The sequence below is a fragment of the Mucilaginibacter lacusdianchii genome, from assembly GCF_009770985.1.
GTDB classification, from domain to species: Bacteria; Bacteroidota; Bacteroidia; order Sphingobacteriales; family Sphingobacteriaceae; genus Mucilaginibacter; species Mucilaginibacter lacusdianchii.
Genome location: NZ_WSRW01000003.1, coordinates 1,095,696 through 1,112,348, shown reverse-complemented (window position 1 = coordinate 1,112,348; position 16,653 = coordinate 1,095,696). Strand labels below are relative to the sequence as shown.

Genomic DNA, 16,653 nt, shown 5'->3' with positions numbered 1-16,653 from the left:
AAATGGTTAATAAGCGTTTTTTTCACCTTTAAATATGTTTATGACAGTGAGGAACACTATTTTCAGATCAAGCATCACCGACCAATGTTCCATATACCAGATATCATGTTCAACACGTTTTTCCATCAGGCCGGCGTCTTTTGTTTCACCTCTGTAGCCATTAATTTGTGCCCAGCCGGTAATACCCGGTTTTAGAAAATGACGTACCATGTACTTGTCAATGATTTTGCTGTATTGATCAGTATGCGATAGCATATGTGGCCTAGGCCCAACAATGCTCATATAACCCAGCAATACATTAAAAAACTGCGGAAATTCATCCAAGCTGGTTTTGCGCATAAATCGACCTATTGGAGTTACCCGGGCGTCATTTAATGTAGCCTGGCGATCATCACTCTCGCTATTTAAACTCATGCTTCTGAACTTATAGCACCAGAATGGTTTATTATTTCTTCCTGATCGTAACTGAGCAAAAAATACCGGTCCCGAACTTTGTAATTTGATAATGATAGCCAGGAGCGGATAAAGCCAACTAAAGATGAATACAATCACCGCCAAACTTACAACGATATCGAACAATCTTTTTTTGAATCTGTTTTCAATATTTTCAAGTGGTTCTTTCCGGGCGCAAAGAACGGTGAAGTTCCCCATTTTATCAACTTTAAAATTTGATTCCAATGCACTCAAGTCTGGAACAAATTTCAGGCGGATGCAGTTTTTCTCGCCTTCTTCGATGATGTCAGTTAAATTGTTCATTTTATCGGCATCTACAGATACAAAAACTTCCTCAATGCCTGACTCCGCTGCCGCCCTTAATTTCTCTTTAATTGAAAAGGTTTTTGACTTGTTACTTTTGGTCGTATCGTGTTCGTCAAGGAAGCCAACAAACTTTAGTGTGCTTTGTTTTAAAAGATAGTCTGCAAGTTTTAAACCGCCACTATTCATTCCCAGCACAGCAACTGATTTTCTGATGTTATAACTTTTAGACAGCGTTGTGATAATAGCAGTGCCTATAAACCGGCTCAGTAAAAGGCCAGCAATTAAATTTCCATATAAAATAAGTACGAAGTTTCTGGGAAAGTTTATTTGATTACTGAAGAATAGAAAAATTATGAATAGCAAAAAGTGCAAAGTGGCACTCTTGCGAGTAGCTTTGTAGATATATACCAGACTATGTATACTTACATCAATATATAATTTATGTATGCCAGTGCTTAAAAACCATAATAGGTTACAAACAATTAAATTATATTGATAATTGGCATGGCTAAAATTTATGTCGTAAGCAGTTGACAAATCAAAGCCAATGGCAAAGCAAATATTAACCAATAAGATATCGGTGAGAGCAAGTATGCAACGGATTACATAAAAGTAACGTGTTTCCATAGGTCAGTAGTTGAAGCGAATATTATTTATTATAAGAATAATTATTTCTATAAGTGAAATAAATTATAAATAATATTAAAGTATAACTGTCCAAAGTTCCCAATTTTTATGCCAGAACAAATCTTAATGATAGACTTCAAGTTTGCGCAGTAGTGTTAATATTTTTTGGCACAAAAATATTAATTAATAATAAATTATATTCATTTCTATATTAAGCGTAAAAGCCTCCACATATTGTGTAATATTTTGCCCATATTGAGATTTAATCACGATTGTACTGTCTGCTTATAAAAGTTATAAAAATCTTTTACCAAAAAAGTAAAAACAACTATTGTTGTATTCCATTAACAGTAATGTTTTCTTTTATATACTTACATTGTATGAAATACACTTACTTATTGTTGCTGATGCTTGTTTGCAATTATGTCTACTCCAAAAACTATTACGTAAGTTCAAAATACGGAAATACAAAGTTTGGCGGCACAAGTGCATCCAAACCCAAAAAAAGTATCCAGGAAGCAGCAGATATTACTAAGCCGGGCGACACTGTTTTTGTTATGAATGGTACCTATACCAATGAATGTCCTGCATGTAATGTTGTAAATATTATTAGGAGCGGTAAAAAAGATAAATACATAGTTTACACAAATTACCCAAACCAGCATCCAATTATCAGCTTTAATGGTTGGGCAGGGTTATCAGTTACCAACGGCGCCAGTTATATCAAGATTATGGGGTTTGAAGTTACTGGAGCCAATGCCAATATCGAGCTTTCAAAAGCTTTGGTACAGCCGCAAAGTTGTGCCAATAAAAAAGGAAAAGTCGATCCTAAATACAATGGCAATGGCATTCAGGTAGACGGTCGAAACAAAAAACATTCGCATCACATTGTTATAGCAAAAAACACAGTACACGATTGTCCGGGAGGGGGGATTGGCGTGTCACAATGTGATTATGTGACGGTGGACGAAAATGTTGTTTATGCGAATAGCCTTTACTCCATTTTTGGAACAAGCGGTATTTCGTTGTACCAGTTTTGGAACTCTGATAGGGCAAAAGGGTATCATAATTTTATCACCCGCAATTTATGTTATAATAATAGATCGCTGGTACCCTGGTTTAAGTTGTGCAAGATTTACGATGGTAATGGTATCATTGTAGACGACTTCAGAAGCAAACAAAACGGTTCCAAACTGGGGCCCTACAATGCCCGCACGCTTATTGCCAACAATGTATGCTGGTATAATGGTGGAACCGGTATACATACTTTTCAAAGTGATCATATCGACATCGTAAATAACACAGCTTATTGCAACTCTAGGAGCAAGGACTTTAACGCAGGGCAAATTCTATCAGGTATCGGCGATGACAATAAAATTGTGAACAACATTTTGGTAGCAGATTCTGATGCATTTATAAACTCCAATTACCAAAATACTCATTTAATGTATGAGAACAACTTGCATTACAATGTAACAAGTCCAGGCAAAGAAAAAATATCGGTGACCAGCAAGTCGTCTTTCAGTGGAATAAACCCGGCTTTTGTTATGCCTGCTAACAGCTTAAAAGCCAATTTCCGGCTTAGAAGTAATAGCCCGGCTATTAACCACGGTCGTGAAAATATATATAGTATTACTGATTTTGATGGAAAAAGACGAGCGCAGGGCAGTCTGCCTGATATAGGGGCGTATGAATATTAAATCAGTGCAGTTATTTACTTTAAACAGAACAGGCAGAATAAATATTATTCTGCCTGTTCTGTTTGTTGTTTTTTGATTACCAGTTCTCCAACGGTAAGTTTGCCCACTTCCAACTCTTTAATTGCCATTCGTTTAATGGCGACTTTTGCTATTGCTACAGCACCTATTGCAATAGCGCCAATAGATAGAGCGCCTACAGCCATAGCACCTATGGCTTCGGCACCAACGCCTTTTGCGCCAGTTAATTTTACAAACGAATTTTGTAACAGCTTCATACTTTATTTTATTACTTTCATAGATAACAGTTACAATAGCATAAAGATTTTAATCAACTAAATTCTATAAGAACGCTTTTGAAGTTGAATGTGGTGTTATTCTACTTTAATACGATAAACAGACCTGCCTAAATTTCCTTCCTTGTCCCAGCCCTCTACAATAATCTTATAAGTTCCTTTACTGTCGGCATTGTAAAAGCTAAGGGTTGCAGCGCCGGTTGTTTTAAATGTATTCACATTTGGATTCCAGTAAATGGTTGTACGCAAATCATTGCCTGCAATATTACCTTGTTTAACTTCGTAACGGGGCGAGTAAAATTCTTTAGCCTCATCAAAGCCTTTAGGTACCATATTTATGATGTAAGGTGGTGGCGCCAGTTGCTGAAGTTCGGCAAGGGTAATGCGCTTGGTTTCAATTTTTTTCATGTTAATTACAATAGCACCATTACTGTTGTAAGTCCGGTTCACTGTACCTAATTCGTCCTTTAAAAATATTTCTACCGACTCGATCTCACTCATATTTATGGAGTTCAAATAAGTTACATCAACCGGCATACCTTTTACAAATACCTGCGTTGGTGTGCGATTGCCACTATTGTAATCGCGGGTTATATAAAATGCGCCATTATCATATGTAATACCAGGAAGCATGGCAGAAGCACACATTAAAAAGTTGTTGCATGCACCTAATTGATTACTGGTTACCAAATGATCGGGTTGGCTTGACAGGCCGGATAAACTAGGATAATCTCTATGGCTGGTTGTTTTGGGTATTGCAGTGCTTTTGATTACAACCTCTCGCAGTTGGTGTGAATTATCATAAACTCTTTTGCTATTTTGTAAATACGGATTTAAAGCACTGTCAATATTTAGCACCTCTTCGGCAACGTTAGGGTTTGGCGGCAAACCCGGGCTTTTGCCTGATGTGTTGTTCATCATCAGCATCAAATTGTTTGCCCGCACGTTGTTGCGCGCATTGATGGTTACCTGCGATGAATCTTCAAATGCGAGATTAGAGAATTTAAATTCTCCTTCAACATTTGTAACAGCATTTGCCGAATAGTTTTTATTAGGAATAACTATCCGCACATTACCACCTTTAACCGGCATCCCGTTTAGTGTGCGTAATGTACCGGATATTTCCATGCCTTGCTCAGGTAAATAAGAATATGGTGGAAGCGTTCCGGCTAAAACGCCTTTGTAAGAAAAACGCCTATAGCCTTGGGTAAGCATAACCAAATCTAAATCACCTAACTTTTTTTCGTCAGTGCGGTTAAAATAATAATTGGGCTTTTCAACATAACCCTTCACATCCGACTGTAATAGCAGGTTAGTTAAAATAGTAGAGCTCGCATTATCATCAAAAGGCGTTTTGGTTTCGTCAACAACCGACACCGAGAAATTTCCTTCGGCAGGTGCTGCTGCTGCTTTGGCCGATATATTTAGTTGAACTTTTTGTCGGCGGGTGTAAGATGGTTTGTCTGTAGATACTGATACGTTCAACATTTCAGCATCTTTCCAAACAAATGCTAAACGCTCACATAATGCTTCGCCACTGGTCGAAAGGACTGTTATTTGAATGGTTCCGGCTTTGAGCTTGTCTTTAGGCAATTCAACTGGAATTAACTGTTGTTTTAAAGTAGCTCTGGCAGCGTAACATATGGCACCAGAACACTGCGCTATAATGTAAACCGATTTATTCTGATTTGCTTGAAAATATGGCTCATTAGCAGATATTTTTAAAATTACCTTAGCAGGATCTTTTGTATTAACCCTTAATGCAACGCCACTGGTTTTTGCTTTTGGAAGAGTATAGCTATTTTGTGATCCGTCTGGAAATACAACGTTAACTTTATAGGTTTTTCCACTTTCTGGTGTAAATGTAAACAATCCCATTCCTAAATGTTGAGCGGATATCGTAGCCAGCGTTTTTCCTTCGTTGTCTGTTAAGGTACCTTTGATATCAGTGCCAAAACCATCTGGTTTTATGGCCTTAAATGCAACAACGGAATTTACACCTTCTATTAAATCACCTCCTTCGGGAAAGAACTGCACATCGTAATTATTTACGCCTGTTCGCAAAGGAAACGTTCTGGTTACTGCTTTTCTGCTCTCAAGTTCTAACGTTGTTACTAAAGTTGCATTGCTAATATCAGTTGACTTATTATCATTCAAAGAAACATTAAAATAACCACTTGCATCGGTAGTTCCTTTTCCTTTCATAACTGTGCCATCTTGATTTTGCACAGTCCAGTTCACTTTTTTGTTGGCATAAGCCACACTTTGCTGATCCTGATATAAAATTCGCGCAGCTAATTTTCCATTTTTACCAGTAGCAGCGTTGCTGTAAGTGATTTTTGTAAGTACTTTGTTTTCAATGGCGTTACCAATAGCTATTGTTTTGTCGAAAAAATAGGAAGGGTCACTGTTTGTCATCCATTTGGTGTACGCCCTAATACGATAATTGCCTTGCTGATAATTTGTGGACACCAAGGGGAGGCATCCGGTTGCCATACTGTTTTGCACCGGTAGTTTAAGAAATTGCACCAATGAATCGCCCTTGGCCAAAACTTCTACATAAACAATTTTGCTAAGCGGCGATGGTTGATGTAAATCAACAGCAACGTAACATTTAAACCAGATACTATCACCAACTGCGTAATACGGTTTATCTAAATGCATATAAACCTTCTCGGTAGGGCGGGAGTCGAGGTATTTTTGAGTTTTATCAACTATAGTGTTAATGCTTACACTATCTGTTTGTGCAAGTGCTGGCATGGATGCCATACAAATCAGAACAAATAGCGACTTTAAAAATCTGCAAACATTCATGTACAAGGGTAATTTATATAACATTGGCTAAGTTACGGATTGATTGTTATTCAAGTAAATATGTTAGGCCGTTTAACATATTTTTACATATAGCAGTAATTTTTACGCTTAGAGCATCTTGATATTATTTATTGCCTGTAACTTAGTTGTTACGCAATACGCTGTAACTAGTTAAATCACGTCGTCAAACCTATTTTGCTTTAAAATTAGGCTGTATATTCATAACTTAGGTGCGTAATTACCGTATACATACTTAACTAAAGTACACAGCCATTGAAGTTTTGGAGATATTTATTCTCATTTATTGTTCTTGCTTTTACCAAGACTGTACTGTGTGCTGCTTCACCCTCACTTAAATTATCTACTGATACTAATTGCAATAAGCCTACGATTAAAGATTATGACCGGCTGGTAAATCGGTACCGCTATTATAAGCCAGATTCGGCTATTTTTTTTGCGGAAAAGGCAATCGAATTTTCAAAGAAAACCAAGAATGATAGTGGTGTTGCTGTTATGCTTAATCAATTGGGTATGATAGATGATAACTTTGGCCGGTTTGAAGAATCGAGATTAAAATATCTACGGGCATTAAATATCTACAAAGTTGTCGGTAATACTAAAGGCATCGGTGTTGAAACAGTGCGTTTAGGTGTAGTGGAGCTCAGAAAAGGAAAATACGATAAAGCTATAGGCTATTTTTTACAGGCATTAAAAGTGGCTGAAAAAAGTAAAAATGTGGCCGGTAAAATGGAGGCTTATCTAACACTTGCTGAAGGCTACATGGGCCAGCGGAAATATGAAGTGGCTATAAAATATTTGACAATAGCTGAAGGTTTAGATAAGACACTGCCTTTTTCAAACCTATCACTTAATATCTGCAACAACTTTGGCGTTATATACCGGGAAACCGGCAATTTCGATAAAGCTATATTTTATTTAAATAAAGGTATAGCACGTAGCAATGTGCCGCAATATCAGGGATTAAATATTACGCTAACGAACAATCTGGCCAAGGTTTACCTTAAAAAAGGTAACTTACATTACAGTATTCGTTTACAGAAGCAGGCACTGGCTAAAGCCAAGGCGATACAGAATTATTTAAGGGAATTGCAAACACTTACTGGTCTTGCCGAAACGCTATCACAAGACAGTCCTCGCGTTGCTATACAGTATTTTCAGGAGGCGTATAATCTTGTAAATGCCAAAGGCGCACACAAGCAAAAAATGGAAGTTTTAGCCGACATGTCTGCGCTTTACAGGCAGCAAAATAATTACAAAGCGGCGCTTGAATTAAAAGAGAAGGAACATGCAATTGCAGATAGTTTTTTTTATCAGGGTATGTCCAAACAAATTACCAGTTTGCAATCTGCTTATGAACTGGAAAAGTCACGGGCTAAGGTAAAAGAGCTGAGACTGATAAACAGTCGTGATGAGCTCAAAAACAATATTATAACCATAATAGCCATTTGTGCTATTTTAATTTTAGGCGCTGCAGCTTATACTTTGCATCGTACCCGTCAATTAAATAAGTTGCTCAATACGGCAAACACCAACTTACATGAATCCAATGCGGTAAAAGACAAACTATTTTCAGTATTGGGGCACGATCTGCGTTCGCCGTTTGCATCAATCATTGATATGCTTTATATCATAAATGATGATGACACTACCGAAGAAGAGCGCAAATTTATGGTTGACAAACTGGCTATTACCAGCAGCGCTTCATTAGAAACGTTAAACATGCTGTTACGCTGGGGACAAATGCAAATAAAAGGCGTCCGTCTAAATCCTGATCAATTACAGCCCAGCTTGGTAGTAGAACGAAGCATGGCTTTGTTATCCGGCGCTGCTGACAAGAAAAAGCTAAATATACAAAACCGTATTGACGAGAAAATAAAGTTTGTAACCGACCCCGATCACTTCGAGTTTGTTATCCGAAATTTACTTTCAAATGCCATTAAATTCACACCCTTAGGCGGGTTGATTACAATAGATGCAAAGGTAAATTTTCGAATTAATACCATTATGTTTTCGATTAAAGATACTGGTGTAGGCATTGCACCAGACCGCATGAAAGACGTTTTTAGTATTAACATTGAAAGCACAAGGGGTACCAATAACGAAACTGGTACCAGCCTTGGTTTAGTGATGTGCAAAGAATTTATCGAGGCAAATTCCGGAAAAATCTGGGTTGAAAGTGAAGTTGGCAAAGGATCTTGTTTCAAAATAGCGCTACCCTATAATGGCAGCGGTACTTCGGAGGCTACTCATCCCATACCGGGTGTTAAAGCTTTCATTCCACAAATTGTTTAGTTTACAGCGTTTATTCGGTCCGGAAATCTTCAATCACAATTTGAGCTGTATTGCGGCTTAATTGTTCCAATAAAACATTTTTCCCCTGCGTTAAGCTACTTAGCAATGGATATTCATAATGTCTTAATGTAATCAAAGATAAATTGCTGTTATATTTCGTGTTATAGCTTTGCTTCAATTCTTGTAATAATGGATTAAACCGGTCGTCCGTGTAATCAAAACAAACAGATAAGCTTAGTGCTGAAGTTTGAACTACATTTACTTTAATGTGATTTTTGGCAAACAACCGGTAAATATCACTTAAGTGATTTTCATTAATAAAAGAATAATCTTTTGCGGATATAGATAACAGTACTTGATTTTGCTTAACAATGATGATAGCTTTTTCGAAACTTCGCTTATCTGTATCCTTTATGATGGTTCCTACCGCTTCCGGGGCATTAAATGATTTGACGCAAAGTGGAATACCTGCGTTCTGTAACGGCTTTATAGTTTTTGGGTGAATGACGCTGGCACCATAGTAAGTCATCTCAATGGCTTCAGTATAAGACAACTCGTCAAACTTAATCGTATCCTGAAAAAGTTTCGGATCGGCATTTAATATACCCGGAACATCTTTCCAGGCAGTAACTGAATCTGCTTGTAGACATGATGCAAATATCGATGCAGTATAATCAGATCCCTCACGACCCAAGGTTGTCGTGAAATTTTCTGATGTGCCTCCCAGAAATCCTTGCGTTACCACAATGCCTTTGCTTAACATGGCAGGAATGTCTTGTTGTATAGATTGTTTCGTCTTTACCCAATCTACAATACCTTCGCGGTAAGTATTGTCTGTATGCACGTAGCCGCGTACATCAAGCCATTGACTTTTGATACCGGTTTTGTTTAAATAGGCGTTTACAATTTTGGTAGATAACAGTTCGCCAATAGATACCAGTTGGTCATATATGAAATCATAGCTATCCTGCGGCTCATCTTCCAGCATCCAGTCTATCTCTACAAATGTATTCGCAACGTCATCGAATATTGCAGATCCATCATTAAACAATTCATGTAGGATATTATAATGATAAGCTTTTATACTTTCGTAAATTTTATCAACATCACTATCCCGATTATAATAAGCTTTGGTAAGCTTTTCAAGCGCATTAGTAATTTTGCCCATTGCTGATACTACAATCAGCAATTTATTGCCTTGGTAGTTACTGACAATTTTTGCCAAATTAGCTATACCTTCAGCATCTTTTACAGACGCTCCTCCAAATTTGAAAACCAGCATTTAATTAGTGTATCTTGCTAAAACCGTTTCGGGCTGAATAATTGACTTAATTTGATCGTAAGGAATTTCAACAGTAGTTTGTCCGGCCGCGTTGGGTTTAATTTCGCCTTGGTTGTAAAGAAATTTTAAGCCCACAGGAGTAATTAAAAAATTATTATTTAAGCTGAACTTACCATCCTTAAAAAAGTAATCGCGGCTTAATGACGCTGTTGCACTCAGGTTTTCCTGTTTTCTGAAAATCTTTTCTGCAGTTGTGGTTAGCTGCGTTTCATAACCGGGCTTCAATATATCTTTTAACTGAATTTTTTTACGTGACTGTGTATTCCAGTTCAGGTATCGAATTGCCGATGTGCCATGTGCACCGCCTGCAAACTCATAACCGTTAAATTCCACCGCTATCAAGCTCGAATCTTGCCGTATAATACTTGCTTTGGTGTCCAATTCAAATTTGCCTTTCCAGTCTGGATGACTTTGTTTAAAGTTATCGTAATCTGCTAAAAAGTACCAGCTTAATCTTTGCAAACCCGCTGCACCTTTTGCCGGATCTATCAACATGGCCACACCGGTAACCAAGGTATCATTCAACAAAGGCTGGTTATCAAACTTCGGATATCTGAAATGCGCAACTGTACAACCGCTGTCGGGCTTAGAACCGCAATCATCTGCACGGCTTTTTACCTCCAAATACTGATAGGTTAGTGTATCGGTATAAATATCAGCAGCCGGCCCGTTCAATTTATTATTAAAACACGAACAGAAGAAACATGATAGTGCAAGTAAAACCGGTAAGTATTTAATTTTCATCTTAATAATTTAATAATTGCTCTTTAGAAAGGGATGCGTTTAGCCAACCTGATTCGATGTAAGCATTGTATTTGTTATAAAAATTTATAGCCGGCGCGTTCCAATCCAGTACTTGCCATACCATTCCGCTAAAGTTTAATTCTTGTGCTTCCTGAATTAAACGTTCAAATAGTTGCTTGCCGATACCCTTGCCTCGCATAGATTCGGTAACAATTAAATCTTCAAGATACAAGCGAGGTCCTTTCCAGGTAGAGTACCGCACGTAATACAGTGCGAAACCTACAATAAAATTATCTGCTTCAGCTACAAAAGCCTTCCATACCGGTTGATGACCAAACCCTGCATTTTCAAATTCCTGCAGGGTTACAGTTACTTCCTGCGGGGCTTTTTCATACAAAGCCAGTTCATGTACTAAATCTAACAATCGAGGGCAGTCTTCCTTTTTGGCTACTCTTAAATGTACCTGCATGTTAGTTATTTTTCCAGTGCTTAATAACGCGCTCACCGAATATAGTGCTGCCCAGGCGCACCATGGTGCTGCCTTGCTCAATGGCAATTTTGTAATCAGACGACATACCCATTGACAGCGTGTCAAAGTGATCGTCATGTTTAAAATAAGCCTGACTTAAACCGTCGAAAAAGCTGTCTAACTCATAGAACTCTTCTTTAACTTGTTTTTCACTTGCCGTATTGGTTGCAATCCCCATCAAACCTCGGATGCGTATATTTTTAAGAGCGGCAAATTCTTCTGACCTTAGCAATTCTATTACTTCATCAAAGCCTAAACCAAACTTGGTATCTTCATCAGCAATGTATACTTCAAGCAAACAATCTATCACACGGTTATGCTTAAGGGCGTGCTTGTTAATTTCTTGTAAAAGCTTTAAGCTATCCACCGATTGAATCATGGCAATAAACGGCGCAATGTACTTAACCTTGTTGGTTTGCAAATGGCCAATTAAGTGCCACTCAATGTCTTTAGGTAGCTGGTCATATTTTTCCATCAGTTCCTGCACCTGGTTTTCGCCAAAAATGCGCTGGCCTGCGTCGTAAGCTATTTGTAAATCTTCAACCGGTTTGGTTTTTGATACAGCCACCAGCGTAACATTTACAGTATCCATTTCGCTTTTAAGGCGAGTTATATTATCGGTAATGCTCATTTATGCGTAATTTTGCTCAAACAATTAATGCCGCTAAATTACAGAATGCGTATATATATCATCTTGTTTTTTTTAGTACCGATTTTGTTTTCATGCAAAAGCAGTACTCCACCCGAAATTTTAGATAAAGATCAGATGGCCGACGTTTTGGTTGATGTTCATTTGGTAAACGGTACACTGGCTACTGTACCACAGCTGCCCGATAGTTTGTACAAATATGGTATAAACAAGTATCAGGTGGTTTTCAAAAACCATCACACCGATAGCACACAATTTAGAAAAAGCTTTAAATATTATGTAAGCAAACCCGATCAATTAGATGCTGTTTATGAGCAAGTGGTTGAGAAATTGAAAAAGAAAACAGAATCATTTACTAAAAAGTCAACGTCACCCAAAAATGCTGTACCCGCAAAATAGCGCTGATAAATTAGGGTTTACCGAAGTTAAAGAACTAATAAAAGCCCACTGCCTAAGCACCATGGGGCAGCAAATGGTTGATAAAATACAGGTGATGAATAATTATGACCAGATACGAAAGTTTCTGAGTCAGGCGCATGAGTTTAAAAACATATTGCAAAATGACGCCGCGTTGCCTATCAATCATTTTTTTGATATAAAAGCATTAGCCAATAAAGCCCGCATTGAAGGCGCTTTCCTATTAGAAGATGAGTTCTTCCAAATCCAAATTTCGCTGGCCACCGTTTTTGCAGTAATTGGCTACTTCAACGAGCGCGAAGGTCAATATCCAAATTTGGAGGCCTTATTTGAACATTTGCCAATTGAGAAAGCCATTTTAAAGAAGATTGATTTGGTTATTGATCAGAAAGGCAAAATCCGTCCTAATGCATCGCGCGATTTGATGGAAATCACTTCGGGCATAGCCAAAGCTGAGCAGGACGCCCGGCGCAAAATTGATCAGATTTTCAAGAGTGCTACCTCTAATGGCTGGACTGCCGACGGTACTTTAACTGTGCGTGATGGCCGTTTGTGTATTCCGCTACTTGCTGAAAATAAGCGCAAGCTTAAAGGATTCATTCATGACGAATCGGCCACAGGTCAAACGGTTTACATGGAACCTGAGGAAGTATTCAGTCTGAACAATCGTATCCGTGATCTGGAATTTGAACGCCGTCGAGAGATTGTCAGAATATTAACGCAACTTACTGATGAACTGCGTCCATATGTGCCGTTGCTTTTATCGTACCACGGCCTTTTAACCAAGTTAGATTTGGTACGCGCAAAGGCATTGTTTGCCATTGACATTGAAGCAGATATGCCAGAGGTTGTTAATGAGGGACGCGTCCGTTTAATCAATGCACGACATCCGCTACTGTTTTTAAGCTTTAAAAAAGAACAGAAAACCGTAGTGCCGCTCAATATGCAAATTGACGAGCAGATGCGTATCATAACAGTGTCTGGACCAAATGCTGGCGGTAAATCGGTTTGTATGAAAACGGTTGGCCTGTTGCAGATGATGGTGCAAGCCGGTTTGCTTATTCCGGCTGATGAGCATAGTACGGCCGGCATTTTTAAGCAGATTTTTGTTGACATTGGCGACGATCAGTCCATTGAGAGTGATTTAAGTACCTACAGCGCACACCTTTCTAAGATGAGGTACTTTGTAGAAAATGCCAATGGTAAAACGCTGATTTTAATTGATGAGTTTGGCACCGGTACCGACCCGCAATTTGGCGGACCAATTGCGGAAGCTGTATTAGAAGCATTGAACCAGAAAAGGGTGAGGGGGATGGTAACAACTCACTACTCTAACTTAAAAGTATTTTCGAGCAACACTGAAGGCATCGAAAATGCATCAATGCTGTTTGATAACGTGCAGATGAAGCCACTTTACCAGTTGGACATTGGCAAGCCCGGTAGTTCATATGCGTTCGAAATTGCACAAAAGATAGGTTTGCCAACGCATGTGCTCAACTTGGCGAAAAACAAAATCGGTACTAGTCAGAAAAAGGTAGATACACTATTGGTAGACTTAGAGCGCGAGAAAAAAGAAATTTACGATACCAAACTAAAGCTTGATCGACAGCAAAAGCGTGTAAACGATTTGCTTACTGAAAATGAAAAGTTAAAAAGCTACCTGGAAGAAAACCAGAAAGCCCTGATACGCGATGCCAAACAACAGGCGAAAGAAATTATTGTAAACGCTAACAAGCTGGTTGAAAATACCATTGCTGAAATAAAGAGCAATCAAGCTGATAAAGAAAAGACTAAAGTACTACGCGAAAATTTAAGTCGCGAAGCAGAAAAAAATACGGTGAAGCCTCAGCCTAAAGTGGTTAAAACCTCTGCCGAGGATGAGGAATTGAAGGCTGGCGATTGGGTTAAACTAATAGATTCTGACACTACTGGCCAAGTAATAGAAATAGCTAAGGATAATGTAATTATTGCCATTGGCGATTTACGCACGGTTGCCAAGCGTAAGCGGGTACAAAAGGTATCACGTAAAGATGTGCCTAAAGATATTCGCCGGTCATTTAGCTCTTCAACCAGCGATTTGGCAGGATTTAGTCCCGACATTGATGTGCGCGGCATGCGTGGCGAAGATGCGTTGCATGCCATTGAAAAGCTAATGGATAGGGCTTTAATGATGAATTTCGGCACACTTAAAATTATTCACGGCAAAGGCGATGGTATACTGCGCAAGTTAATCCGAGGTTATTTCAAAAAATATGACCAAGTCAGTAGGATGGAAGATGAACATCCAGACAGGGGAGGCGATGGTATTACTTACGTTTATTTAAAGTAGGAAGCAGTCAAAATACCCTTAATCGTCCGGACACTTTTTGCAACGTTTACCTTTCTTGTATTTTTTGCAACATTTTTTATGTACGCAATCCAGCTGGAAGGTAAACGTTTTAAGCAATTCCAGTTCTTGCGATGTATATACAAAGGGTTTAATGTCCATGTTTCGTTCAGCACTTGTCTGTTGCAAATTTAGTTTATAATTAATCTAAATAAAAGACAAAAATGAAATCATTATTCTACCTATGAAAAAAGCGTTACTTGTATGTACATTGATCAGTTTTGCGTTTTGCTATTGCAATGCGCAAACGGTTATTTTAAAAGCAAATGATAACCGCATACACTACATGGGGCGTGTGGCCATGCAGGACGATAGCACCGCTCAGTTAGCTTGGCCTGGTAGTAGCCTTAAAATAAATTTCACCGGAACCAGTGTTAAGGCCGTGATGCGTGATGAGCGTAATGATAACTTTTACAACGTGATAGTGGACGGAAAGGTGGTTAATAAAATACATACCGCACCTGTGAAAATTGATTATGTGCTGGCCTCAAATTTACCGGCGGGTAAACATACGCTGGAGTTGTTTAAGCGTACAGAGTGGGATAAGGGGAAAACCTGGTTTTATGAATTTCAAATAGATGGCAATGCATCTGTTTTACCCACCCCTATATCGTTAACACGTAAAATAGAATTTTTTGGCAATTCCATTACCTGCGGCTATGCGGTGGAAGATAGTTCTGGTAAAGATCGCGGCACTGGCCCCTTTGAAAATAATTACTTAAGCTACGCGGCTATAACAGCGAGGCACTTCAATGCAGAATACTACTGCACAGCTAAAAGTGGTATTGGTATGATGGTAAGTTGGTTTCCGCTCATTATGCCCGAGATGTATAATCGGTTAGACGCCACTGATGCCAACAGCCGTTGGGATTTTAAAAGATATACACCGGACGTGGTAGTCATTAATGTTTTTCAAAACGATTCCTGGATTGTAAAGCAACCCAATCACGAGCAGTTCAAGGCTCGTTTTAGTACCACAGCTCCAACACCAGACATTATTATAGAATCTTACCAAAAATTCGTTAAAACCATTAGGCAGACCTATCCTAAAGCACGAATCATTTGTGCTTTAGGTAATATGGATGCAACACAACCAGGTTCGCCTTGGCCGGGATACATTAAGAAAGCGGTAGTGAGTCTGCATGATAAACAAATTTACACCTTGTTTTTTCCATATAAAAACACCGGTGGGCATCCTAGTGTAAAAGAACAACAAGCAATGGCAGATGTATTAATTGCTTTTATAAAAAAGAATATTAAATGGTAAAGTTCCTTACCTAATAATAGATAACAATAAAAGCGCCTTGTTTTGCAAGGCGCTTTTATTGTTATTGATTTTCGGGGCTATTACTACCGTAATCGGGAGTGCCTTTGTCATCTTCGGGCTTATAATAAGCTTTGCCTTGCGTATCAGAATCGTCTTGGCCAACCTTTTGACGGTCGCCATCGCTATCGGCTGTACCTTCTTGGTGTTGGCTGCTATCGCCACCGGCACTGTGATCGCCTGGGGCGGGTGCATCTACACCGCCTACTTTTTGTTGATCTGGTTCCTCACGATATCCTGGAACTTCTTCTTTTCCTTCGTTCACGTCTGGTTCTCCTTCTTGGTTAGTTGGTTTAAAATTATTGTTTTCTGGATGTTCTTGAAGCGGCTCTGTACGTTTGAAATAATCGTTGCTGTAACCCGCATTGCGCGATGGATTAGCTAAATCATCACCCGACCGGTTTTCTACATTTTCGCCAAATTTCTGCCCACCCATGCCATGGCTTTCGAAGCCAGATTGATCTGGGTTGGCATCATTGCTATTGCCAAATATGTAAGAGCGTTTTAAGTCGCTTTCAGTTAAGTTACTATCATCTTCTACCTTATAGCCGCCAGCAGGAGCTTCATCAGTCTGCTCGGTATGGTGCGGGTAGTTTTTGGTTGGTTCATCATCATAGGGTACCATAGGATTTACAATTTGATGTATATCTTAATAAGGATTAAGTCAAGTGAATTGTTTGCCGCTAAGTTGATTTGTGCGCCAAACAAAAAGGCGTTTCTAAAAATTAGAAACGCCTTTTTGTATAAATAATTGAA

13 protein-coding genes are annotated in these 16,653 nt (G+C 38.8%); 5 read left to right on the top strand and 8 right to left on the bottom strand.

Going from position 1 to position 16,653, the window contains the following annotated elements; all coding sequences use genetic code 11:
- Window positions 1–6: 6 nt before the first annotated feature.
- The gene (locus GPM24_RS18365) at window positions 7–1,386 is read right to left on the bottom strand and encodes an undecaprenyl-phosphate glucose phosphotransferase (protein WP_158828560.1); all 1,380 of its coding nucleotides are present in this window, start codon (window positions 1,384–1,386) and stop codon (window positions 7–9) included.
- Between the two features lie 380 nt (window positions 1,387–1,766).
- Between GPM24_RS18365 and GPM24_RS18360 the strand changes: the two genes are divergently transcribed.
- Window positions 1,767–3,086: a right-handed parallel beta-helix repeat-containing protein gene (locus GPM24_RS18360; RefSeq protein ID WP_158828559.1), complete on the top strand. Its 1,320-nt coding sequence runs from the start codon at window positions 1,767–1,769 to the stop codon at window positions 3,084–3,086.
- Between the two features lie 44 nt (window positions 3,087–3,130).
- Here the strand turns inward: GPM24_RS18360 and GPM24_RS18355 are convergent, their stop codons facing one another.
- Window positions 3,131–3,361: a hypothetical protein gene (locus GPM24_RS18355; protein WP_158828558.1), complete on the bottom strand. Its 231-nt coding sequence runs from the start codon at window positions 3,359–3,361 to the stop codon at window positions 3,131–3,133.
- 96 nt (window positions 3,362–3,457) lie between these two features.
- Window positions 3,458–6,148, bottom strand: a complete 2,691-nt coding sequence (locus GPM24_RS18350; RefSeq protein ID WP_158828557.1) for a carboxypeptidase-like regulatory domain-containing protein — start codon at window positions 6,146–6,148, stop codon at window positions 3,458–3,460.
- Window positions 6,149–6,706: 558 nt separating this feature from the next.
- On the opposite strand from GPM24_RS18350, the gene GPM24_RS18345 reads away from it, so the two are divergent.
- A complete protein-coding gene (locus GPM24_RS18345; protein ID WP_158828556.1) occupies window positions 6,707–8,506 on the top strand; it encodes an ATP-binding protein in 1,800 nt (599 codons plus the stop codon).
- A 10-nt stretch (window positions 8,507–8,516) separates the two neighbouring features.
- On the opposite strand, the gene GPM24_RS18340 is transcribed toward GPM24_RS18345, so the two are convergent.
- The 4 genes from GPM24_RS18340 to GPM24_RS18325 are packed head-to-tail and all read right to left on the bottom strand — an operon-like array spanning window position 8,517 to window position 11,752.
- A complete protein-coding gene (locus GPM24_RS18340) occupies window positions 8,517–9,788 on the bottom strand; it encodes an aspartate kinase (protein WP_158828555.1) in 1,272 nt (423 codons plus the stop codon).
- Window positions 9,789–10,592: a DUF3298 and DUF4163 domain-containing protein gene (locus GPM24_RS18335; protein ID WP_158828554.1), complete on the bottom strand. Its 804-nt coding sequence runs from the start codon at window positions 10,590–10,592 to the stop codon at window positions 9,789–9,791. It lies immediately after the preceding gene.
- Between the two features lies 1 nt (window position 10,593).
- Window positions 10,594–11,061, bottom strand: coding sequence for a GNAT family N-acetyltransferase (locus GPM24_RS18330; protein WP_158828553.1), 468 nt, complete (start codon window positions 11,059–11,061; stop codon window positions 10,594–10,596).
- A 1-nt stretch (window position 11,062) separates the two neighbouring features.
- Entirely contained in the window at window positions 11,063–11,752 is a 690-nt protein-coding gene (locus tag GPM24_RS18325) for a YggS family pyridoxal phosphate-dependent enzyme (RefSeq protein ID WP_158828552.1), read from the bottom strand.
- A 45-nt stretch (window positions 11,753–11,797) separates the two neighbouring features.
- Here GPM24_RS18325 and GPM24_RS18320 point away from each other — a divergent pair, with 45 nt between their 5' ends.
- The 3 genes from GPM24_RS18320 (at window position 11,798) to GPM24_RS18310 (ending at window position 15,840) form a co-directional block, all read left to right on the top strand.
- Complete coding sequence (locus tag GPM24_RS18320) at window positions 11,798–12,169, top strand: DUF4296 domain-containing protein (protein ID WP_158828551.1); 372 nt, start codon at window positions 11,798–11,800, stop codon at window positions 12,167–12,169.
- Window positions 12,150–14,516 carry an endonuclease MutS2 gene (locus GPM24_RS18315; RefSeq protein ID WP_158828550.1) on the top strand — a complete coding sequence of 789 codons (2,367 nt, stop codon included), beginning with the start codon at window positions 12,150–12,152 and terminating at the stop codon, window positions 14,514–14,516. The genes GPM24_RS18320 and GPM24_RS18315 overlap by 20 nt, the downstream gene beginning before the upstream one ends.
- Window positions 14,517–14,757: 241 nt before the next feature.
- Window positions 14,758–15,840: an SGNH/GDSL hydrolase family protein gene (locus tag GPM24_RS18310; RefSeq protein WP_158828549.1), complete on the top strand. Its 1,083-nt coding sequence runs from the start codon at window positions 14,758–14,760 to the stop codon at window positions 15,838–15,840.
- Window positions 15,841–15,901: 61 nt separating this feature from the next.
- On the opposite strand, the gene GPM24_RS18305 is transcribed toward GPM24_RS18310, so the two are convergent.
- Entirely contained in the window at window positions 15,902–16,522 is a 621-nt protein-coding gene (locus GPM24_RS18305; protein WP_158828548.1) for a hypothetical protein, read from the bottom strand.
- Window positions 16,523–16,653: the final 131 nt, after the last annotated feature.

What these genes read in the sequence shown, in the direction of transcription:
- GPM24_RS18365 (WP_158828560.1), bottom strand. Translation starts at nt 1,386, where the DNA reads ATGGAAACACGTTACTTTTATGTAATCCGTTGCATACTTGCTCTCACC.
- GPM24_RS18360 (WP_158828559.1), top strand. Translation starts at nt 1,767, where the DNA reads ATGAAATACACTTACTTATTGTTGCTGATGCTTGTTTGCAATTATGTC.
- GPM24_RS18355 (WP_158828558.1), bottom strand. Translation starts at nt 3,361, where the DNA reads ATGAAGCTGTTACAAAATTCGTTTGTAAAATTAACTGGCGCAAAAGGC.
- GPM24_RS18350 (WP_158828557.1), bottom strand. Translation starts at nt 6,148, where the DNA reads ATGGCATCCATGCCAGCACTTGCACAAACAGATAGTGTAAGCATTAAC.
- GPM24_RS18345 (WP_158828556.1), top strand. Translation starts at nt 6,707, where the DNA reads ATGCTTAATCAATTGGGTATGATAGATGATAACTTTGGCCGGTTTGAA.
- GPM24_RS18340 (WP_158828555.1), bottom strand. Translation starts at nt 9,788, where the DNA reads ATGCTGGTTTTCAAATTTGGAGGAGCGTCTGTAAAAGATGCTGAAGGT.
- GPM24_RS18335 (WP_158828554.1), bottom strand. Translation starts at nt 10,592, where the DNA reads ATGAAAATTAAATACTTACCGGTTTTACTTGCACTATCATGTTTCTTC.
- GPM24_RS18330 (WP_158828553.1), bottom strand. Translation starts at nt 11,061, where the DNA reads ATGCAGGTACATTTAAGAGTAGCCAAAAAGGAAGACTGCCCTCGATTG.
- GPM24_RS18325 (WP_158828552.1), bottom strand. Translation starts at nt 11,752, where the DNA reads ATGAGCATTACCGATAATATAACTCGCCTTAAAAGCGAAATGGATACT.
- GPM24_RS18320 (WP_158828551.1), top strand. Translation starts at nt 11,798, where the DNA reads ATGCGTATATATATCATCTTGTTTTTTTTAGTACCGATTTTGTTTTCA.
- GPM24_RS18315 (WP_158828550.1), top strand. Translation starts at nt 12,150, where the DNA reads ATGCTGTACCCGCAAAATAGCGCTGATAAATTAGGGTTTACCGAAGTT.
- GPM24_RS18310 (WP_158828549.1), top strand. Translation starts at nt 14,758, where the DNA reads ATGAAAAAAGCGTTACTTGTATGTACATTGATCAGTTTTGCGTTTTGC.
- GPM24_RS18305 (WP_158828548.1), bottom strand. Translation starts at nt 16,522, where the DNA reads ATGGTACCCTATGATGATGAACCAACCAAAAACTACCCGCACCATACC.